Source organism: Arthrobacter sp. K41 (genome assembly GCF_059089645.1).
The window spans coordinates 319,849-340,189 of sequence record NZ_JBNHEW010000003.1; the positions used below are offsets into that span (position 1 = coordinate 319,849).

The 20,341-nt window shown below is 65.6% G+C and carries 18 protein-coding genes and 1 tRNA gene; all 19 read right to left on the bottom strand.

Going from position 1 to position 20,341, the window contains the following annotated elements; genetic code table 11:
* Positions 1–64 precede the first annotated feature (64 nt).
* The 19 genes from AC5RTE_RS09090 to AC5RTE_RS09180 all read right to left on the bottom strand — a co-directional run bounded on the left by AC5RTE_RS09090 (position 65) and on the right by AC5RTE_RS09180 (position 20,304).
* On the bottom strand, positions 65–1,417 hold the full coding sequence (locus AC5RTE_RS09090) for an ABC transporter substrate-binding protein (RefSeq protein WP_494041062.1): 1,353 nt from the start codon (positions 1,415–1,417) through the stop codon (positions 65–67).
* 217 nt (positions 1,418–1,634) lie between these two features.
* Positions 1,635–1,708 (bottom strand) — tRNA-Leu (locus tag AC5RTE_RS09095).
* A 20-nt stretch (positions 1,709–1,728) separates the two neighbouring features.
* Positions 1,729–2,691: an N-acetyltransferase gene (locus AC5RTE_RS09100; RefSeq protein ID WP_494041063.1), complete on the bottom strand. Its 963-nt coding sequence runs from the start codon at positions 2,689–2,691 to the stop codon at positions 1,729–1,731.
* Between the two features lie 142 nt (positions 2,692–2,833).
* Positions 2,834–4,309: an NAD(P)/FAD-dependent oxidoreductase gene (locus AC5RTE_RS09105; protein ID WP_494041064.1), complete on the bottom strand. Its 1,476-nt coding sequence runs from the start codon at positions 4,307–4,309 to the stop codon at positions 2,834–2,836.
* A gap of 58 nt (positions 4,310–4,367) precedes the next feature.
* Entirely contained in the window at positions 4,368–5,732 is a 1,365-nt protein-coding gene (locus AC5RTE_RS09110) for a S8 family serine peptidase (RefSeq protein WP_494041065.1), read from the bottom strand.
* A 27-nt stretch (positions 5,733–5,759) separates the two neighbouring features.
* Positions 5,760–6,707, bottom strand: coding sequence for a Ppx/GppA phosphatase family protein (locus tag AC5RTE_RS09115; protein WP_494041066.1), 948 nt, complete (start codon positions 6,705–6,707; stop codon positions 5,760–5,762).
* Positions 6,704–7,375 (bottom strand): DUF501 domain-containing protein, encoded by a 672-nt coding sequence (locus AC5RTE_RS09120; protein ID WP_494041067.1) that lies wholly within the window; start codon positions 7,373–7,375, stop codon positions 6,704–6,706. The genes AC5RTE_RS09115 and AC5RTE_RS09120 overlap by 4 nt, the downstream gene beginning before the upstream one ends.
* Positions 7,376–7,403: 28 nt before the next feature.
* A complete protein-coding gene (locus tag AC5RTE_RS09125) occupies positions 7,404–8,102 on the bottom strand; it encodes an FtsB family cell division protein (RefSeq protein WP_494041068.1) in 699 nt (232 codons plus the stop codon).
* A 124-nt stretch (positions 8,103–8,226) separates the two neighbouring features.
* Positions 8,227–9,507: a phosphopyruvate hydratase gene (gene eno, locus AC5RTE_RS09130; protein WP_307095956.1), complete on the bottom strand. Its 1,281-nt coding sequence runs from the start codon at positions 9,505–9,507 to the stop codon at positions 8,227–8,229.
* Between the two features lie 133 nt (positions 9,508–9,640).
* Positions 9,641–10,246 (bottom strand): MazG nucleotide pyrophosphohydrolase domain-containing protein, encoded by a 606-nt coding sequence (locus tag AC5RTE_RS09135; RefSeq protein WP_494041341.1) that lies wholly within the window; start codon positions 10,244–10,246, stop codon positions 9,641–9,643.
* Between the two features lie 88 nt (positions 10,247–10,334).
* A complete protein-coding gene (locus AC5RTE_RS09140) occupies positions 10,335–11,471 on the bottom strand; it encodes an adenosine deaminase (RefSeq protein ID WP_494041069.1) in 1,137 nt (378 codons plus the stop codon).
* Between the two features lie 40 nt (positions 11,472–11,511).
* Positions 11,512–12,240: a DedA family protein gene (locus tag AC5RTE_RS09145; protein ID WP_494041070.1), complete on the bottom strand. Its 729-nt coding sequence runs from the start codon at positions 12,238–12,240 to the stop codon at positions 11,512–11,514.
* 126 nt (positions 12,241–12,366) lie between these two features.
* On the bottom strand, positions 12,367–12,996 hold the full coding sequence (locus AC5RTE_RS09150; RefSeq protein ID WP_494041071.1) for a DedA family protein: 630 nt from the start codon (positions 12,994–12,996) through the stop codon (positions 12,367–12,369).
* Positions 12,997–13,002: 6 nt separating this feature from the next.
* Complete coding sequence (locus tag AC5RTE_RS09155) at positions 13,003–14,313, bottom strand: thymidine phosphorylase (RefSeq protein ID WP_494041342.1); 1,311 nt, start codon at positions 14,311–14,313, stop codon at positions 13,003–13,005.
* Between the two features lie 17 nt (positions 14,314–14,330).
* Complete coding sequence (locus AC5RTE_RS09160; RefSeq protein ID WP_494041072.1) at positions 14,331–14,759, bottom strand: cytidine deaminase; 429 nt, start codon at positions 14,757–14,759, stop codon at positions 14,331–14,333.
* A complete protein-coding gene (locus tag AC5RTE_RS09165) occupies positions 14,746–16,071 on the bottom strand; it encodes an ABC transporter permease (protein WP_494041073.1) in 1,326 nt (441 codons plus the stop codon). Before AC5RTE_RS09165 ends, AC5RTE_RS09160 begins: the two co-directional genes overlap by 14 nt.
* Complete coding sequence (locus AC5RTE_RS09170; protein ID WP_494041074.1) at positions 16,068–17,441, bottom strand: ABC transporter permease; 1,374 nt, start codon at positions 17,439–17,441, stop codon at positions 16,068–16,070. Before AC5RTE_RS09170 ends, AC5RTE_RS09165 begins: the two co-directional genes overlap by 4 nt.
* The gene (locus AC5RTE_RS09175; RefSeq protein WP_494041075.1) at positions 17,434–19,014 is read right to left on the bottom strand and encodes an ABC transporter ATP-binding protein; all 1,581 of its coding nucleotides are present in this window, start codon (positions 19,012–19,014) and stop codon (positions 17,434–17,436) included. Before AC5RTE_RS09175 ends, AC5RTE_RS09170 begins: the two co-directional genes overlap by 8 nt.
* A 180-nt stretch (positions 19,015–19,194) precedes the next feature.
* The gene (locus AC5RTE_RS09180; RefSeq protein WP_494041076.1) at positions 19,195–20,304 is read right to left on the bottom strand and encodes a BMP family lipoprotein; all 1,110 of its coding nucleotides are present in this window, start codon (positions 20,302–20,304) and stop codon (positions 19,195–19,197) included.
* Positions 20,305–20,341 lie beyond the last annotated feature (37 nt).

Consider the following 20,341-nt stretch of genomic DNA (forward strand, 5'->3'; position numbering starts at 1 on the left):
GGCAAGCCAACAAAGAGCCCCTGTCCGGCAGGACAGGGGCTCTTTGTTGTTTACGAGTGGGGCATTACAGCTTGCCGAACTCCGACTGGAGGGGCTTGAGCTTGTTCTCATTGGTGTACTCGTAGATGCCGATGTAGGCCTCGGTGGGGTCACCGGCGTCCGAGAACGTTACGGGGCCGGACTGGCCGTCGTAATCGATATCCTTGCCTTCGCGAAGCAGGGTAACGCAGGAGGCGAAGCTGGTGCATTTCTCACCCGACTCCGAAACTGCCTTGAGCTGCTTGGAAATTTCAACACCACTGGTGCTGCCGGCTGCCTCGGATGCCAGTGAGATCAGGTTCACGGCGTCATAGGATTCGCCGCCGTAGGTGAAGTCCTTCAGCGCCGGATCGATTTCGAGCAGCTTGTTGGTGAAGCTTTCGTTGGCGAAGGTTCCCGGGAAGGTGCCATGGGCGCCTTCCATGGTGCCGGGCTGGAAGTCCTTGCTGTAGTCCGAGGTGTTGCCGTCCACCAGGAACATCTGGTTGGCCTTCACACCCTTGCCCGTCATTAGCGGCACGATGCTCTTGGCCTGGTCAAAGGTGATCAGGGCGATGGCATCCGGCTTTGCCGCAATAACTTTGTCCACCTGGCTGCTGAACTGGGTGTCGCCCTCGTTGAAGAGCTCCTCCGCCACCACCTTGCCGCCGGCCGACTCGAAAGCTGCCTTGATGTTGGTCGCCAGCCCTGTGCCGTAGGCGTCGTTCAGGACGATCATGCCCACGGTCTGGGCACCGCAGGTGGCCATGTAGTTGCCCAGGACCTTGCCTTGGAGGACATCCGAGGGTGCGGTGCGCCAGTACAGGCCCTTGTCGTCCCAGGTGGTGAAGTCCGGTGAAGTGTTGGCGGGTGAGAACTGGAGCACGCCGGCGCCCGTGATCTGGTTGATGACCGTTTTGGAAACACCGGAGGAGGCTGCACCGATGATGGCGTTGACCCCTTGGCCGAGCAAGGCGGAAGTGGACTGGGTTGCGATATCAGTCTTGGTGTCGCCCGAGTCGCGGTGGATCACTTCCACAGGCTTGCCGAGGACGCCGCCGGCATCATTGACTTCCTTGACGCCGAGGTTGACACCGGCAATTTCAGGTGGGCCAAGGTAGGCCAGCGAACCTGTGGTGGGGAGCAGGGAACCGAGTTTGAGTGGGGTTTCGGTTGTGCCTTTGGACGGCGGGACGGCACCACCGGCGCCGGTGGCCTGGGCGGTGCTTCCGCCGGTGGAGCCGGGTGCCGGGCACGCAATTCCTGCCGCTGACCCGGTGGCGGTCTCGGACGCCGTGGGTGTGGACGAACCGCCGCAAGCCGTTGCCATAAAGGCGACGCCGATGCCAAGCGCTGTCAGCTTGGCAACACGGGTTCCCGCCTGGGGGAATGAAGTCATTTACAAGCTCCTCGATCTAAAGGTGCGAACGGCCTTTGACACGAAAAATCAGGTGTTCCTGATTTAGTTTTCAAGCTAATGCATATGCACAGGGAAGATAAGTGAGAGAGGTCACATCCTTATAACAGTCGTTGCATATGTGGAATTAAACGGAAGAAGCCGCTCGCAGTGCGGACGGCTTCTTCTTCTGACGGCTGCTGCGGCCGGTTTCGCCACGTACCCCAGGTGGGACTCGAACCCACAACACGCGGATTTTAAGTCCGCTGCCTCTGCCAATTGGGCTACTGGGGCAACGGCTCAATGGTATCCCGTCAGAGGCGCGAGAACGGTGCGGCATACCGGAACGTCCCGCGGACGCCGCCCGGCCACAGTGCGAGCGGCAGCAGCTGGAATTTGTCGCCCCATTCTTCCTCGGGCGGAAGCACGCCCAGCGATGCGGCCGGGACAAAGCCGAAGCGGGAGTAGTAGTCAGGGCTTCCGAGCAAGGCGATGCCGATCTCCCCCGCTGCGTTTGCCCTGGCGATGCTCTCCGTGATCAGGGCCGAACCAATGCCGTGCCTCTGGAGCCGCGGAGTGACTCCAATGGGGCCAAGGCCCAGGAGTTGCTGGCGGCCCACCCATCCGCGGGTGCTGATGACGTGCCCCACCACCTCGCCGTCAAGCACCGCCACCACACTGAGAGCCGGCAAGTACTCTTCGGCGTCAAAAAGCGCCCGGAGCACACTGACCTCCACCGGCTCCCCTTCCGCCGGCAGGCCGGTGGCAGGCGGGACGGCGAACGCCTCCGCTGTCAGTGCCAGGATCGCATCCCGGTCCTCCGGTGTCTCCCCGCGCAGCAGGAGTTCGGGACGCGGCATCTGCCCGCCCTCCCCCACCTGGGCGCTTTGCCCGGCGAGTTCCGACAGCACCTCAAGGGCACGGAGCGCATCGGCAACCGGCACGAGCAGGTGGTCATGGTGCAGGCCGGCAAGGACATTGCAGCTGATCCTGGCATCCGTGAGGGCCTTACTGACGGCCGCAGTGAGTCCCACGGCTTCCAGTGAGGAGTGGATCTGCAACGTGATCCAGGCGGCCACGAACCCGTAGGACAACCCTTCACGGTCCGCCAGCTCCCGGGGCAGAACCACGGCGAGGCCTTCAGCTTCCCGCACCGCAGCTTCGATCGCGGGCACGAGCGGCCGGTTGTGCGGCCACAGCACGTAGACGTACTCACCGGGGCGCTGGATTGGATGCATCCCGGACAACAGGGCCTGGAGGTTCTTCTCGCCAGTCATGCTGCCCAGTTTAGAAGCCCCACCCCCGGCGCTGCAGGCGTCCGCCGGGCTGGCGCTCAAGGCTGACGCTGCCGGGAAAACGCCAACGGCGGCCATCCCCCAAAGGGAAAGCCGCCGTCGTGCGCGCTAGGGCAGGGCCGGCCTACTTGATGCTGGCCGGGACCGCTTCCGTCTTGGTGGTGGCGGTGGAACCCGAGCCGCGGGTTACCGGGGCAGGAGCGTCCGCAGCGGGCGCGGCAGCTGGCTTGGGGGCCGGTGTGGCCGCTGCCACGAAGGCACCGCGCGGGTTGTCCAGGTCCATCAGCTGCGTGGTGTCGCGGCCTGCGAAGAAGCTCAAAATCCAGTTAAGGATCACGCGGAACTTGCGCTCGAACGTGGGCATCGCCAGGCCGTGGTAGCCGCGGTGCGCCAGCCAGGCGAGACCGCCCTTGAGTCCGATGCTGCCAACAAGGTTGATGTTGGCAACACCCTTCCACTGACCGAAGCCTGCAACAGCACCGAGGTTCTTGTGCTTGTAGTCCTTCAGCGGCTTGTCCCAGCGGGAGGCCCACAGGTTCTTGGCGAGGCGCTTGGCCTGGCGGAGCGCGTGCTGGGCGTTGGGGACGCAGGTACCGTCCGGCAGGCCCTTGCCGGTGAGGTCCGGCACCGCGGCGATGTCGCCGGCTGCCCAGGCATTGTCGATGATGCCTTCATCGCCGGCCACGCGGAGGTCCGGGAGGACGCGGACGCGGCCGCGGGGCTCCAGCGGGAAGTCGGTGGAGCGGACCATGGGGTTGGCCTGCACGCCGGCGGTCCACACGAGGGTGTCCGTTTCGAACTCCTGGGCAGGGGTCTTGTCCGGCAGGTTGATGAGCTTAAGGCTGCCCTCGGCGTTGTCCAGGGACGTGTTGAGGAGTACCTCGATGCCGCGGCTGCGGAGGTGCTCCACAACCCACTCCGCCTGCTTGGCGGTGACTTCGGGCATGATCCGGCCCATGGCTTCAACCAGGACGAAGCGGACTTCCTCCTGCTTGATGCGCGGGTTGTCCCGGACTGCGGCGCGGGCGAGGTCTTCCATCTCCGTGATGCACTCGATGCCGGCGAATCCGCCACCCACCACTACGAAGGTGAGGGCCTTGGCGCGGGCAGCGGGATCGGTCATGGTGGAGGCAACTTCAATGCGCTCCAGGACCTTGTTGCGGAGGGCAACAGCTTCCTCGATGGTCTTCAGGCCGATGCCCTTGTCCGCGAGGCCCTTGATGGGGAACGTACGGGTGATGGCACCTGCGGCCATGACGACGTCGAAGTAGGGCACCTCAAAGTGCGCGCCGCCGTCCGCGGGAGCCACCACGGCCGTGCGGTTGGTGTGGTCGATCGAGGTCACGCGGCCCTGGATCAGTTCAGTCTGCTTGAGGTGCTGGCGGTGGGAGACCACAGCGTGGCGCGCCTCGATGTTGCCGCCGGCCACCTCGGGGAGGAACGGCTGGTAGGTCATGTAGGGCAGTGGATCCACGAGGGTGACGATGCCACCGGCATTCGCGATCTTCTTCTGCAGTTTGAGTGCTACGTACAGGCCGACGTACCCGCCGCCGACGACGAGTACCCTGGGACGGTCCTGGAGCTCTGGGGTGGTTGCCATAGCACAAGGATACAGCAGTTTGTGAAAATCTTCACTAACTGCCCGGACGTTGCAATGTTCAGGTTTTCCGGCCGAAGTCCACCCTGTCCATCGCATCTGTGTCCGGTTCCTCTGCCGGCCCCGCCGGCCTTCCCGCCGCCCGGCGAAGCTGAATGACCGCCGCCGCGATGATCGCCACGAACAACAGGCTGAAACCGATCACGACGGCGCCGCCGAGTGCGCTGTCCCTCCGGGAAGGCGGCTCGGCCGCAGGTACAGTTGCCTCCGGCAAGGTGGGCACTGCACTTGGTGCTTCAGTGGTGGGAAGCGGCGCGGGGGTGGCAAAGTTGCCACGCCGGTGAACGCGGATCCATTCGGCGATGGAGCCGAGCGGGTTTGCCTCCGCCTCGGGCACGTCGTCCTTCAGGGCCGCCTCCGCGCTGAGCACCCCGTAGCCGTAGAGCGGGTCTCTGCCCGGAGCTCCGGCGTCCTTTGCAGTGGTAACAATCCGGTTGATGACCTGCTCGGCGCTCATGGCCGGCCACTTGGAACGGATCAGTGCCGCAACGCCGGCAACGATGGGCGTCGAGCCCGACGTTCCCGCCCACTCTGCGTAGCTGCCGCCGGGCACCCCGCCCAGCAGGTTTTCCGCCGGCGCCGCGACGCCGATGCTGATGCCCTGGGAGGATGCGTCAACGCTGGCCGCACCCTTGCGGTCCAGGCCTGCGACCGTCAGGACGCCAGGGATGGTAGCCGGTGCGCCCACTTGAATGTTGCCGCCCACCCGGTTGCCGGCGGCGGCCACAATGACCACGTCTTTCTGCTCGGCGTAGAGGAAGGCCGCGTCCCAGCTTTGCGGCCACTGCGGAGTGGTGCTGCCCAGGGAGATGTTGATGACCCTCGCCCCGTTGTCTACCGCCCAGCGGACGGCTTCGGGGATCTGGTCCTGGTCGCTTTTGCCCGAAGGGTTCGGCGAGCCCAGCCAGGTGGAGACAGCGAGGATTTGGGCTTCGGGGGCCACACCCACGATTCCATCCGGGGGAAGGGCTGCGGGACCGGGCGACGGCGAGGCGGTGGCGTCGGCGGGCTGGTGGCCGCGTCCTGCAAGCATGGTGGCCACCAGTGTGCCGTGTTCCGTCTTGGAGCCCACGCCTTTCTGGCCGTTGGGCTGTCCGGAACCGGAGGCGTCATAGCCGCCCGCGACGGCTCCCTTGAGGTCCGGATGCTGGGCGTCAACCCCGCTGTCGATCACCGCCACCTTAACCCCGGCGCCCTTGGAGACCTCCCAGGCCTTGGTGATGCCCGACTCGGCGAGCCAGTACTGTTTGTCGCGCCATTCGTCGGCCTGGGCGGCTGGGGCAGTGGACAGGCCGGCGGCGAGGCAACCGCCGGCAAGGACCAGGGCGAGCAGGGCTGCCCCGGCCCGTCCGAGCGGCAGCCTCATTCCGGCAGTGTGGATCCGCATGGGCCGTCAGCCAATGCTCAGGGCTATGCCGTCGAGGATGTCGTGTTCGCTTGCTGTGGCTGTTGCAATGCGTCCGCCGGTTAGCCCGGCCAGCTGTTCGAGAATCCGGCCCCAAACCAGTCCCCCTGCGCCGATGACGTCCACCCGGCCCGGGTGCATGTAGGGCAGGGCGGCGCGGTCCGAACGCGTCATATTCAGGAGGTCTGCCGCGGCCGCGCGGACGGTGTCCAGGGACAGCTCGGTGCCGTGGATGGCATCCGGCGAATATTCCGGCAGGCGGAGGGCATGGGCGGTGATGGTGGTGATGGAACCGGCAACGCCGACGACGGCGGTGGCTTGTTCCAGGGGCACGTCCTGGCGGGCGCGGGCGATGGCTGCGTCCACGTTGGCTACCGCGGCGGCTATCTGTTCAGCGGTGGGCGGGTCCTGCCGCAGGTGCCGTTCGGTCAGGCGCACGCACCCGATGTCCACTGACCTGGCTGCGGTTACGCCGGCGGCCGTGCCGAGGACGAACTCGGTGCTTCCGCCACCGAGGTCAACCACCAACACCTCCTGGCCATCAAGGACAGGCAGTACGCTGCTGGCTCCGGCAAAGGACAGCGCGGCTTCCTCGTCGCCGGAGATCACCTCAGGTTCCACGCCCAGCAGGTCCCGGACGCCGTCCACGAAGACGTCGCGGTTCTTCGCGTCCCGGCTCGCGGAGGTGGCAACAAAGCGCACCTTCCCGACGCCGTGTTCCTGGATAAGGCGGGCGTAGTCAGCGGTGGCCGCAAACGTGCGTTCCAGGGCTTCCGGGGCCAACTCACCGGTGGCGTCCACCCCCTGGCCCAGCCGAACCACCCGCATCTCGCGCACGATGTCTTTGAGCCCGGCAGTTGGGTTGTTGCGGTCGATATCCGCGATCAGGAGGCGGATGGAGTTAGTACCGCAATCGATGGCGGCAACGCGCGTCATTTCCCAGCTCCTGCGGTCCCGGAGGTCTTCCGGACGGGTGCGGGCCGGCCCACGATGTCCGGCAGGCCCTGCGGTCCGTGCCGGCTGAGGTCCCTGGACGGGGCTTCCCCTGTGGTGTCCCAGGCGCCGTCGCAGTAGCACCTGTCCGCGGTCCACCACTCGCTGATTGCACTGATGGCGCGGTCCCCCAGCGGATTCACTCCCGGACCGGCCGCGAGGGACTGGCCCACCAGAACATGCAGGCACTTGACACGGGTGGGCATGCCGCCGGCGGATATCCCGTCGATCTCGGGGACAGCTCCGATGCCGGAGCGTTCACCGATGGCCGCACGCGCAGCCAGGTAGGCCTCGTGGGCTAAGCGGTAGGCAGCGGCCAGGTCCTCGTCACCTGCCAGTTGCTCATTCATTTCGTTCATCACTCCGGCTGCTTCCAGACGGGAAACCGCAGAGGTAATGACCGGATGGGTCAGGTAGAAGGTGGTGGGAAACGGGGTCCCGTTGCCGAGCCGTGGAGCGGTGGCGGCCACCAGGGGGTTGCCGCAGACGCAGCGGGCGGGAATCTCGACGACGTCCCGGACCGGCCGGCCCAGCTGGCGGCTCAGTACTTCCAGGTCTCGTGCTGATGGCTGGCGGGATTCGTCCCGGGCGGCTGCCGTGTTAAGTTCCACTGTCGCGGGCCGTCCTTCCTTTTGCGGTTCAGTCTGTGGCCGCGCGCGTGATCGACTCCCACAGGGAATCCACCCACGGCAGATCGGCGGGGTCTTGTGCTGCTGCACCGGTGTGGCCGCTGTTGTCTCCGGCCGGCAAATCGCTGCCGAAGACCCAGTAGCCGGTTTCGCCCGGCATAACCATGTTAATGCGGTCGCGGGCCTGCTGTTTCACGTAGTTGGGGTCCTTCCAGCGGGAAACCTGCTGCCGCAGGCTGTCGCCTTCGGCCTCACGGGCGGCGATGTCCGCATTGAGGGCTTCGATCTCAGCCCTTTTGTCGAAGAAGATCTTGACGGTGGGCGCCAGCATGATGGTGATGGCAATCATGACCACTGCCAGCGCGAGCATCCGTCCGGAAAACGCCTTCGCTGGTACTGGCTGCTGGTCTTCACCTGTTTCAGTGCCGGCAGCCGGGGACTTGCTTCGGGCGCTGCTGCCCTTCCCGCCGCCGGCAGGCGCAGTTCCGCCGTGTGGCCCCGGGGCATCCCTGGAGCCGGATGTATGGCCGGCCGCTGCCTTGCCTGGTCCAGGGGTTGCGGCTTTCGGCCCGGCGGCGCCGGTGGCAGGCTTTTCCTTGGCGGAACCGAAGGGCGCCCGAATGACGTCGGCGTCGGCCGTTTCCTGGCTCGACAGCGCTCCCGGACGGGAAGAGGCGACCTTTGGAACTTTGGGACGGCGGGTAGCCATGACACTCCTGAAACGCGCAGCCTGCCGGGGCCGCCACTAGCTGGGCTGAAACTAATACTGCCGAAACAACAACGGTGGCTATGGTCTTTCAACCATAGCCACCGCCTCGTCGGTTATGCGGCTACTAGCCCTTGAAACGCGGGAAGGCGCTGCGGCCGGCGTAGCGTGCGGCGTCATCGAGTTCCTCTTCGATGCGCAGCAGCTGGTTGTACTTGGCAACACGCTCGGAGCGGGCCGGGGCGCCGGTCTTGATCTGGCCGGCGTTGGTGGCCACCGAGATGTCGGCGATGGTGGTGTCCTCGGTTTCGCCGGAGCGGTGCGAGGTGATGGTGGTGTAGCCGGCGCGCTGGGCCAGGCTGACGGCGTCGAGCGTTTCGGTGAGCGAACCGATCTGGTTCACCTTGACCAGCAGGGAGTTGGCGGTCTTGGTGTCGATGCCGCGCTGCAGGATGGCCGGGTTGGTGACGAAGAGGTCATCACCCACCAGCTGGACCTTGTCGCCGATGGAGTCGGTGAGGGTCTTCCAGCCGTCCCAGTCGTTCTCGTCCAGCGGGTCTTCGATGGAAACCAGCGGGTAGTCGGCCACGAGTTCGGTGTAGTAGGCGCTCATCTCGGCGGAGGTCAATGCCTTGCCTTCGAACTGGTAGGCGCCGTCGGTGAAGAACTCGGAGGAGGCGACGTCCAGGGCCAGTGCGATGTCCTTGCCCGGGGTGTAGCCGGCGTTCTTGATGGCTTCCTGGATCAGGTCAAGTGCTGCCCGGTTGGAGGGCAGGTTCGGGGCGAAGCCGCCTTCGTCGCCCAGGCCGGTGGCGAGGCCCTTTTCCTTCAGGACGGCCTTGAGGGCGTGGTAGACCTCAACGCCCCAGCGCAGGCCCTCGGAGAAGGTCTCGGCACCCAGCGGGACAACCATGAATTCCTGGATGTCGACGTCGGAATCGGCGTGCGAGCCGCCGTTGAGGATGTTCATCAGCGGGACCGGCAGTACGTGAGCGTTCGGGCCGCCCAGGTACTTGTACAGCGGCAGGTCAGCGGAGGCGGCGGCTGCGTTGGCGACGGCGAGGGAGACGCCCAGGATGGCGTTGGCGCCCAGCTTGCCCTTGTTCGGCGTGCCGTCCAGGTCCAGCATGGCCTGGTCGATGCTGCGCTGGTCCGTGGCGTCGAAGCCGGTCAGGGCCGGTGCGATCTGGTCGATGATGGCGTCAACAGCCTTCTGGACGCCCTTGCCAAGGTAACGGCCCTTGTCACCGTCACGCAGCTCAACGGCTTCGTGCTCGCCGGTGGAAGCACCGGAGGGAACTGCTGCGCGGCCGATCTGGCCGTCTGAGAGCAGTACTTCAACTTCTACTGTGGGGTTGCCGCGGGAATCCAGGATTTCGCGGGCGTGGATGGCATCGATAAGCGCCATGAATTTGCTCCTTATGGGCGATTAACGCGGAAAATACAGCTGAAAACTCGACGTACTCGTCACGGACCAGCGTAGTCGAGAGTGCTCCGGGTTACGGAAACCTATCCAGCCCCCGGACGTCATGATGGTGCGGTTATAACTCCTGCTGCTGCCCGGGGACGCGTTGCTGGTAGTTCCGCACCGCACCGCGCAGGGCACGCTCGGCGTCCAACCCGCCGGCATGGGCGGACTGTACGACGGCGAGCAGCAGCTCGCCCAGCTCGTCCTCGGACGCGAAGGCGGGAACTTCCACGGATGGTTGAGCCTGTGGAAGCCCTGCCCGCGCGGCCCGGTCGATGGACTTTTGCGTCCGGGCCAGCGCGGGGAGCGCCAACGGGATGCCCTCGAACGGGTCATGCCGGTCCGGCCGCTCTGCCCGCTTCACCGCGTCCCACTTCTGCACGATCTCTTCAACCGTGGCCGGAAAGCTGTCCTGCAGGGAGCCGTCGGGGCGGAAGACATGCGGGTTCCGGCGGATCATCTTGGCGCTCAGGCCGCGTGCGACGTCATCGAAGGTGAAGGATCCGCGCTCCTCGGCAAGCCGGGCGTGCAGGACCACCTGAAGCAGTACGTCGCCCAGCTCGCCGCGGAGTTCGGCGTCGTCAACGTCTATGCCCGTCCCGGCCTCAATGGTTTCCGCCACCTCGTAAGCCTCCTCAAGGAGGTACTCCACCAGGGACTCATGGGTCAGCGCGCCCATCCACGGGCAGTGCTCGCGCAGGGCGGCAATCTGCCCCAGCAGCTCCCCCAGTGGCTCCCCGGTCGGGGCGCTGCCCGAATCCGGGCTGTCAGCCAAGGTTTGCGTAGGCGTCGTTGATGTACTCCACCAACGCTTCCTTTTCCTCAAGGGGCAGGAAGGATGCTTCGGCGGCGTTCAGGGTCAGCTCCAGCAGGTCATCGAGGTCGTAGTCGAAGGTTTCCACCAGGAGGTCGAACTCGTCGGTCAGGGTGACACCGCTCATCAGCCGGTTGTCGGTGTTGATGGTGACGTTGAAGCCGAGCTGGTAGAGCATGTCCAGCGGGTGGCTCTCGATGCCCTCGCCGAACCCGGCGACGGCACCGGTCTGAAGGTTGGACGACGGGCAGACCTCGAGGGCGATGCCACGGTCGCGGACCCAGCTGGACAGGTCCCCGAGGGTCACCAGTCCGATGGTGTCCTCCGTCCCGTCATCGTCGTCGAACTCCACGGTGATGTCCTCGGCGATCCTGACGCCGTGGCCCAGCCGCAGCGCCCGGCCATCCACCAGGGCGGACTGGATGCTCTCCAGTCCGGCCGCCTCCCCGGCGTGCACCGTGGCCGGGAAGTTCTGCTGGGCGAGGTAGGTGAAGGCGTCCTTGAAGCGGGAGGGCAGGAAGCCGTCTTCGGCTCCGGCGATGTCGAAGCCCACTGCGCCCTTGTTGCGGTGGCGGACGGCGAGTTCGGCGATCTCCTGGCCACGGTCCGCGTGGCGCATGGCGGTGATCAGCTGGCCCACCTGGATTTCGCGGCCCGTCTCCCCCACGGCCTCGACTCCTGCCTCAAGGCCTTCCTGCACCGCTTGAACGGCTTCGTCCAGGGTGAGGCCCTTCTGCAGGTGCTGTTCGGGCGCCCACCGCACTTCGCCGTACACCACGCCGTCGTCAGCGAGGTCCTCGACGAACTCCTTGGCCACGCGGAAGAGCCCTTCAGCGGTCTGCATGACGGCAACAGTGTGGTCAAAGGTCTCAAGATAACGGACCAGGGATCCGGAGTCCGCGGACTCCCGGAACCATTGGCCGAGCGCGACGGGGTCAGTCGACGGGAGGGTGTGGCCGACTGCCTCGGCCAGTTCGATGATGGTGGCCGGACGGAGTCCTCCGTCCAGGTGGTCGTGAAGTGAAACCTTGGGCAGGTTCTTCAGGTCAAAATCGATGGCAGGGGCAGCGTCAACAATAGGCTCAGTCACGTACCCCACCTTAGGGTGGGCGGCAGTTCATTGCCAGCGGCTAGGTGGCCGCCGGTTCGCCCTCTCCTGCTGCCGGTGCCAGGGCGGCGGTGCCGCCGGCCTGGTTGTCCCGTGCCCCGTTGGGACCGCCGTCGAGCCACCCGTCCACTTCCTGGGCGTCGTTACGGGCGAGGTGCCTGTGCCACAACCTGAGCAGGTGGTCGATGAGGATCCCCAGCAGAATCGCGAACACCACCGCAATGCCCGCGCTGAGCAGGGGGTTGTGGTGCAGCCAGGGGAAGGAGCTGGCCAGCAGGCCGATGCCGATGGAATACCCAACCCAGGTGATGCAGGCAAAGGCGTCCAGCAGGAAGAAGCGGCGGTGGGAGAAGCCGGTGCTTCCGGCGACATAGTTGACGGCTACCCGGCCCCAGGGAATGTAACGGGCAGTGAAGACCAGCACGGCACCACGCTTGTCCAGCTCGTAGCGCGCCCAGCCGAAGGCCTTCTGCACCCTGGGCCGGCGCATCCACTTCCACCGGTTCAGCCCGATCTTGCGTCCGAGCATAAAGGCCATGTTGTCCCCGGCGATGGCGCCTATCAGTGCGGTGAGGCCGAGGATCCAGAGATTGGGTTCCCCGCTGTGCCGGGAGAATGCGGCGAGGGCCACGATGAGGGTCTCGCTGGGGACCACCATGGCGAAGCCGTCAACAAAGAAAAACAGGAGCAGGATTGGGTATATCCACCACTGACCAGCTGCATGGAGCACGGCCTCATTAATAAACTCCACGCGGTCTTGCTCCTATGCAAAATGGCACCGGCCGGAAGTGGCGCAGCCGAAGCGGAAATCGTTCCTAAGTGTCCCACGGCCGCGGCGCACTTCGCTACGCCCCGTCCTACCCGGACAACGGTTCAACTACGCTTCCGGTTCCTTCATCCGTTCCATCATGGGAGACCTGCGCCGGACCCTGTTGATGATGATGTCCACCACGATCCCGAGCGCCACCGCACAGATGATGGCGATGACGGCACCCAGGAGGTGGTTGTCTTCAAACCATTGGCCAAAGAACAGGCCGATTCCCACCGAATAGGCAGCCCAGAGGCTGGCCGACAGGACGGTCAGCCCCACGAAGCGCAGGTGCGGATAGCGTGTGACGCCGGCGGTGAGGTTTACCGCAACCCGCCCGATGGGGACGAACCGTGCCACGAGGATGAGCGAGGCGGGGCGCTTGCGCAGCTCCCGGCCCGCCCACCGGAAGGCACTTTGCATGCGGGGACCCCGCATCCAGGCCCAGCGCCGCGTGCCCACCCTGCGCCCGATCAGGTAGGCGATGTTGTCCCCCGAAAAGGCCCCCAGGGCAGCCACCATCATCAGGAGCCAGGGATTGGGAACATCTGCGGTGGCAGCGACCGCGGACAGGCCAACCACCACGGACTCGCTGGGGATGGGCGGGAAGAAGCCGTCAATGATGCAGCATGCCAGGACGAGGAGCAGCACCCAGGGCTGTCCGGCCGCGGCGAGAATGAAGTCATTGATGGCCTGCATGGGTCCCTATGCTATGCGGTCGATGATCAGGCGCTGTGCCGGCCGTGATCCCTCGGGCGCAATGACTACTGCGTTCTCCAGCGCTTCCTTGGCGCGGGCGAACCTTTCCGGGGTGTCGGTGAGCAGTGTCATCAGGGGCTCGCCCGCCCGGACCATGGCGCCCGGCTTGGCGTGCATCCGGACGCCGGCGCCTGCCTGCACCACGTCCTCCTTGCGGGCCCTCCCGGCGCCCAGGCGCCAGGCTGCCACGCCCACCGCAAGGGCATCGAGTTCCACCAGCACTCCGTCGGCCGGCGCGTAGACCACCTCGGATTCCCGGGCCACCGGAAGCTCGGCGCGGGGGTCGCCGCCCTGGGCCTCGATCATCCGGTTCCAGACGTCCATGGCGCGGCCGTCTTTCAGGGCAGCTGCGGGATCGGCGTCGTGGACCCCTGCAGCGGCGAGCATCTCCTCGGCGAGCCGGACCGTCAACTCCACCACGTCGTCGGGACCCCCGCCCGCCAGCACCTCGACGGACTCCTCCACCTCGATAGCGTTGCCCGCGGTCAGGCCCAGGGGGGAGCTCATGTTGGTGAGAAGGGCAACGGTGTTGACCCCTGCATCCTTGCCGAGCGCCACCATGGTTTCGGCAAGTTCGCGGGCAGTGGCCTCATCCTTCATAAAGGCGCCGCTTCCCACCTTCACGTCCAAAACCAGGGCTCCGGTCCCCTCGGCAATTTTTTTGCTCATGATGGACGAGGCGATGAGCGGGATGGCCTCAACGGTGCCGGTAACGTCGCGGAGGGCGTAAAGCTTCTTGTCCGCCGGGGCCAGGCCCGCGCCGGCCGCGCAGATGACGGCGCCCACGTCCTGCAGCTGGGCGAGCATTTCCTCATTGGTAAGCGAGGCCCGCCAGCCCGGGATGGCTTCCAGCTTGTCCAGCGTGCCGCCGGTGTGGCCGAGTCCGCGGCCGGAGAGCTGCGGGACGGCCACGCCGAAGACTGCCACCAGTGGCGCCAGGGGCAGGGTGATCTTGTCCCCGACGCCTCCGGTGGAATGCTTGTCGGAGGTGTACTTCAGCCCGCCGTCCGGGCGGCGCAGGCTGGAGAAGTCCATCCGCTCGCCTGAAGCGATCATTGCGGCCGTCCACCGCGCGATCTCACTGCGGTTCATGCCGTTGAGCAGGATGGCCATGTTGAGGGCGGCCATCTGCTCGTCCGCGATGACTCCCCGGGTGTAGGCGTCGATGGTCCAATCGATCTGTTCCGGGCTCAGTGCGCCCTTGTCCCGCTTTGTCCGGATGATGTCGACGGCGTCGAACGCCTCGGCCTTGTTGATCGCTGCGCGGTTGTCTGTCACCGGGTTTCCTCCAGGTGTTCGGGACCAAAGGCGTCTGGCAGCACCTGGTCCATGGTCTTGATGCCTTGGGTGGTCATGAGCTCCATGCCGGGGGCGCGGAATTCGTACAACAGCTGGCGGCAGCGCCCGCACGGCATCAGGACGTTGCCCCCGCCGTCCACACAATAGAAGGCGCGCAGCAGGCCGCCGCCGGTCATGTGCAGGTTGCCCACCAGCGCACATTCAGCGCAGAGCGTCAGCCCGTAGCTGGCGTTTTCCACGTTGCAGCCGCTGACGATCCTGCCGTCCTCGGTAAGGGCTGCCGCGCCCACCGGGAACTTCGAGTAAGGCGTGTACGCCTTGGCCATGGCGTCGACGGCGGCAGCCTCCAGTGCGGCCCAGTCCACGCCGCTTCCGGATCCCACGCCGCCGTCAACCCTTGACATAGGGAATACCGCTCGCTGCCGGGCCCCGGGATTTGCCTACCAGTCCGGCGACGGCGAGGACCGTTACCAGGTAGGGCAGCATGGCCATGAACTGGCTGGGCACCGGGGTGCCGATGATCGTGACGATACTCTGCAGGTTGTCTGCGAAGCCGAACAGGAGCGCGGCGAAGAACGCGCCGATGGGGTTCCACCGGCCAAAGATCAGCGCGGCCAGCGCGATGAAGCCGCGTCCGCCGGAGATTTCCTTGGTGAAGCTGTCGATCGCGACGAGGGTGAAGAAGGATCCGCCGATGCCGGCAATTGCCCCGCCAAGCGTGACGTTCCAGAAGCGGGTGGCATTTACGTTGATGCCCAGGGTGTCGGCCGCCTGTGGGTGCTCGCCCACAGCGCGGACCCGCAGGCCCCAGCGGGTCTTGAAGAGGCCTACCCAGACCACCAGGACCGCAACGTACATCAGGTATCCCACCACCGATTGGCGGAAAAGGATGGGCCCGATGATGGGGATGCTGGACAGGACGGGGATCTCGATGATGTCCAGCCCGGGAGGTGAGTTGAACTGCGCCTTGTTGGCCTGCATAACGGTGCTGAACAGGAAGCCCGTGACGCCGGAGACCAGGACGTTGAGCACCACGCCCACGATGATCTGGTTCACGAGGTACTTGATGCTGAACAGCGCCAGCACCATGGAAACCACTGCCCCGGCCACGGCGGCGGCAAGCAGCCCGATGAAGGGGTTCTGGGTCATGCTCGCCACGATGGCGGCAGTGAACGCGCCGCCCAGGAGCTGGCCCTCGATGGCGATGTTGACCACGCCCACCCGCTCACACAGGACGCCGGACAGGGAACCGAACACCAGCGGGACGGCGAGGGTGACGGACCCGGCGATGAGGCCTGCCAGCGAGATGCTCGGGGTACGCGCACCGCCCACCACCCAGATGAGGAAAGCGGCCACGAACAGGACGATGAAGGTGACGGTCAGCCAGCCGGGCGCGGGCCGGTCCTTGGTCTTGAGGTAGACCGCGTAGGCTGCCAGGCCCAGCAGGAGGACGGACAACACCATGCCGCCAGTGAACGCGTTCACCGCCAGGGCCGGCAGCTGGAAAAAGTCCTCGCCGGTGGAGATGCCGAAACTCGCGGTCTGGTTGGGCGCCATCAAACCGAAGAAAACCAGGGCGATCAGGCCGAAGACCGTGAGCAGGACGGGCGTCCTCCAGGTCACCGGTTTGGCGGAGACGGCGCTGGGGCCGGTGTCTTTCGGAGTGTGATCCGGCTGTGGTTGTCCCGGGCGGGGTGACGATACTTTTGTGCTCATGCGGCACCTCCGGTTGTGGCTGCCTGACGGGACTTGGCCGTGCGGGCAGGCTTCCTGCGGCGGGGGTTCAGGCCGAAGATTGCCCGGACCAGCGGCGGGGCCGCAATAAAGAGGACGATCAGGGACTGCACCACCAGGACGATGTCGATGGGGGTTCCGGTCTGGATCTGCATTTGGACCGCCCCGGCGCGGAAGGCGCCGAACAGCAGGCCGGCGGCAAAGGTTCCCCACGGCGTCGAACGCCCCAGGAGGGCCACCGTGATCGCGTCGAACCCATAGGTGGCGGCCACGCCGTCGGTGAGGACTTTTTCCGTTCCCGCCACCTGAGCGACGCCGGACATTCCCGCCAGTCCGCCCGCAATCGCCATCACCAGGATGGTGGAGCGGGAGACGTTGATGCCGGCCGTCTGGGCAGCCTTGGGGTTGGCGCCCACGGCACGGAACTCGAAGCCCACGGTGGACCGGTTCAGCAGCCACCACACCAGGACGGTGGCGGCGATGGCCAGGAGGAAACCAAGGTGCAGCCGGTACTGGGTGCCGAAAATCTGCGGGTATACGGCCGTGGGATCCAGGATGGGCGAGATGGGGTTCGTCTCCCCTGGCCGCTGGAAGGCCGGGGTGTTCAGCAGGTACCGCAGGAAGTACAGCGCGATGTAGTTGAACATGATGGTGAGAATGACCTCATGGGCGCCCGTCCGGGCTTTCAGCAGCCCCACCAGGCCTCCCCAGAAGGCACCGCCGATGATGCCGGCCACCAGGACCAGCAGCAGGTGCAGCCCCAGGGGCAGGTGCAGCGCGAAGCCCACCCAGGCGGCAAGGATGCCGGCCACAATGATCTGCCCCTGCCCGCCGATGTTGAAGAGTCCGGCACGGAACGCAAGTGCCACGCCAAGGCCGGCCGTGATGAGCGGCGTGGCAATGGTGAGTGTTTCCATGAACGGTGCGAACTGGGCCGCCACGCTGTTGCCGCGCGGGTTGAAGACCGAGCCCTGGAACAGGGCAATGTAGGAGCGGGTGGCAGCGTTCCACACGGCTGTCAGGAAGTCGGTGGGACGCGCGAAGAGGTAGGTGGACGTGGTGGCTACCTGTTTGTCAGTGCTGGCAATCAGGAGCCCGCCGATGATGAGCGCCAGCAGGACCGCGAGGACCGAAACCATGCCGCTGCCGGTAAAGATCTTCCGGAGCAGCGTCTCCGGACCGCCGGGAAGCTGTCCGCTTTGGGCAGTGGCCGGAACCGCCGAAGGTTCCATGGCGCCGCCCGCGGTATCAACGGATACGACGGCGGCTGTCTCCTCCTCGGCAGGGGTGGCCGGGTGGGCTTTGCTGCCGCCCGCTTCGGCAGCGTGTTTGGGGGGATGCTGCTCAGACAAGGTCGCCTCCTTCGGCGTCGGACGTGGAGGCCGTTGCGGCGGTGGGCGGGTGCCCCGCGGAGTGTGCGTGTTCCTCGGGCGGAATGCCTGCCATCATGAGGCCCAGGACATCCCGGCTGGTGCCGGCCGGGACCACGCCCACCAGCTTGCCCTTGTAGAGCACCGCGATGCGGTCCGCCAGTTCCATGACCTCGTCAAGCTCGGTGGAGATAATCATCACCGGTGTGCCCTGGTCCCGCTCGGCAACGATCCTGCGGTGGAGGAACTCGATGGAGCCCACGTCCACGCCGCGGGTGGGCTGCGAAGCGATGAACAGGCGCAGCGGCCGGGAGAGTTCGCGCGCCATCACCACTTTCTGCTGGTTGCCGCCGGAAAGCGTGCCTGCCGCGGCCGCGGCTGAGGGCGTCCGCACGTCGAACTCGCCGATGCGGGCCTTGGCGTTCTCCAGGATCTTCGCGGGGCTCATGCTGATGCCCTTGGCGAAGGGAGGCTTGTCGTAGAGGTCCAGGACCAGGTTTTCGGCCACCGAAAACGTGCCCACCAGTCCGTCCACCTTGCGGTCTTCCGGGACGAATCCGACGCCGGCGTGCAGGACTTCCTTGACGGACCTGCCCAGCAACTCCTTGCCGTCCAGCTTGATGGAGCCGAAGACCCGGTCCTGGAGGCCGAGGATGGCTTCGGTGAGTTCTGTCTGGCCGTTCCCCTGCACGCCTGCCACGGCCAGTATTTCCCCACGGGCAATGCTGAAGCTGAGCCCGTCCACCACGTGGTGGCCGTTGGGGGCGATGACCGTCAAATCCCGGACTTCGAAGGTCGTCTCCTTCGGCTGGGCGGGTGCCTTGTCCAGGTTCAGGCTGACGGCGCGTCCCACCATCATTGAGGCAAGCTCGGTTGTGGGGGCGGCGGGGTCCGCGGTCCCCACCACCTTGCCGCGCCTGATCACGGTGATGGTGTCCGAAACTTCCTTCACCTCCCGCAGCTTGTGGGAGATGAACACGATGGACGTGCCCGCGGCCCTGAGCTGGCGCATGATGTCCAGCAGTTCATCGGTCTCCTGGGGTGTCAGGACGGCAGTGGGTTCGTCGAGGATCAGGACCTTGGCGTTGCGGACCAGCGCCTTGATGATTTCGACGCGCTGCTGGACACCAACCGGCAGGTCCTCCACCAGGGCGTCCGGATCGACGTCAAAGCCGTACTGATCCGAGATTTCCTTGATCCGGCGGCGCGTCTCCTCCAGGTTGAGGAAGCCGGCAGCCTTGGTGGGTTCGGCACCGAGCGCCACGTTCTCGGCCACCGTGAAGACGGGGACCAGCATGAAGTGCTGGTGCACCATCCCGATCCCCGCCGCCATCGCATCGCCGGGTCCGCGGAAGGACACGGCCTTGTCATCAATGAGGATTTCGCCTTCGGACGGCTCATAAAGGCCGTACAGCACATTCATCAGCGTGGATTTTCCGGCCCCGTTTTCGCCCAGCAGACAGTGTATTTGTCCGGGTTCAACCACCACGTCGATGTGGTCGTTGGCGAGCAGGGTTCCGAAGCGTTTAGTGATCCCTCTGAGTTCAAGTTTCAAAACTCTGACCAATCTCGAAGCGTCCAGTGATCGACCGGACGGGATATGTGGCTGCAGCACCAGCCTAGTGGGTGCAGTCCTGGGATGAGCGGGCGGTGGCCCGAAAGCGGAAGGCCACAGCAAAAAGCGCCACCGCCCGGCCAGTCATTGACCAACCGGGAGTGGCGCTTCAGATGCGGGTCAGGCCTTGGGGCTGGCGGCGGACTCGACCTTCAGCTTGCCGTCAACGATGTCCTTCTTGATCTGGTCCAGCTCGCTCTTCAGCTCGGCGGGAACCTGGGATTCGAGGTCGTGGAACGGGGCCAGCTGCACACCTTCGTTGGCGAGGGTGCCCACGTACGGGGTGTTGTCGAAGTTGCCTTCCTTGTCCTCCTTGACCACGGTCTCCACGGCGTCGCCCATCTGCTTCATGACAGAGGACAGCATGATGTCCTTGTAGTCAGGGGCCGTGAGGTAGCCGTCGGAATCCACCCAGATCAGCTTGACGTCCTTGCCGGCGTCCTTGGCTTCCTTCAAGGCAGCACCGGCACCCTTGCCAACGGGCCCGGCCACCGGCATCACGATGTCGGCACCCTGGTCCAGGAAGTTCTGGGTGAGCTGCTTGCCCACATCCTGTTTCTCGAAGTCGCCGGTGAAGCTGCCGTCCTGGGCGTCCTTGTTCCAGCCAAGGAGCTTGACGTCCTTGCCCTTCTGCTCGTTGTAGTACTTCACGCCGTCGGCATAGCCGTCCATGAAGATGGTCACGGTGGGGATCTTGATGCCGCCGAAGGTGGCCACCGTTCCGGTCTTGGTGGTTCCGGCGGCAAGGTAGCCGGCGAGGAACGCAGCCTGGGCGGTGTCGTAGATGATTGGCTTGACGTTGGCAATCGGAGTCTCGTAGCCGAAGTCGACAATCGCGAAGTGGCTGTCCGGGTTGGCCTCAGCCTGCGCCTTTGTGGCGTCGCCGAGCAGGAAGCCAACGGTGACGGTGAGGTCGCATCCGGCCGTGACCATGGCGCGCAGGTTGGGCTCGAAGTCGTTGTTGGTCTTGGACTCCACCTGGTTGACCTTGATGCCGAGGTCGGTTTCAGCCTTCTTCAGGCCCTCGTAGGAGGACTGGTTGAAGGACTGGTCATCAAATCCGCCGGAGTCGGAGACGATGCAGCCGGTGTAGTCGCTGGCCCCGGCGGTCGAGGTGCTTCCGGCTTCGGGGGCTGCGCCGCAGGCGGTCAACAGAAGGGCGGAGGCGCTGACGGTAGCCAGGCCGGCCATTGAACCGCGCTTGAATTGTGCACGCAGTGATGTCTTCAATTTTCCTCCAGGATGAAGAGAGTGGCGCTACGGCTCG

Bases quoted from the DNA above. Each gene is read 5' to 3' on its own strand.
- AC5RTE_RS09090 (WP_494041062.1), bottom strand. From the start codon at position 1,417: ATGACTTCATTCCCCCAGGCGGGAACCCGTGTTGCCAAGCTGACAGCG.
- AC5RTE_RS09100 (WP_494041063.1), bottom strand. From the start codon at position 2,691: ATGACTGGCGAGAAGAACCTCCAGGCCCTGTTGTCCGGGATGCATCCA.
- AC5RTE_RS09105 (WP_494041064.1), bottom strand. From the start codon at position 4,309: ATGGCAACCACCCCAGAGCTCCAGGACCGTCCCAGGGTACTCGTCGTC.
- AC5RTE_RS09110 (WP_494041065.1), bottom strand. From the start codon at position 5,732: ATGAGGCTGCCGCTCGGACGGGCCGGGGCAGCCCTGCTCGCCCTGGTC.
- AC5RTE_RS09115 (WP_494041066.1), bottom strand. From the start codon at position 6,707: ATGACGCGCGTTGCCGCCATCGATTGCGGTACTAACTCCATCCGCCTC.
- AC5RTE_RS09125 (WP_494041068.1), bottom strand. From the start codon at position 8,102: ATGGCTACCCGCCGTCCCAAAGTTCCAAAGGTCGCCTCTTCCCGTCCG.
- eno (WP_307095956.1), bottom strand. From the start codon at position 9,507: ATGGCGCTTATCGATGCCATCCACGCCCGCGAAATCCTGGATTCCCGC.
- AC5RTE_RS09135 (WP_494041341.1), bottom strand. From the start codon at position 10,246: ATGGGCGCGCTGACCCATGAGTCCCTGGTGGAGTACCTCCTTGAGGAG.
- AC5RTE_RS09150 (WP_494041071.1), bottom strand. From the start codon at position 12,996: ATGCAGGCCATCAATGACTTCATTCTCGCCGCGGCCGGACAGCCCTGG.
- AC5RTE_RS09160 (WP_494041072.1), bottom strand. From the start codon at position 14,759: ATGTCAAGGGTTGACGGCGGCGTGGGATCCGGAAGCGGCGTGGACTGG.
- AC5RTE_RS09165 (WP_494041073.1), bottom strand. From the start codon at position 16,071: ATGAGCACAAAAGTATCGTCACCCCGCCCGGGACAACCACAGCCGGAT.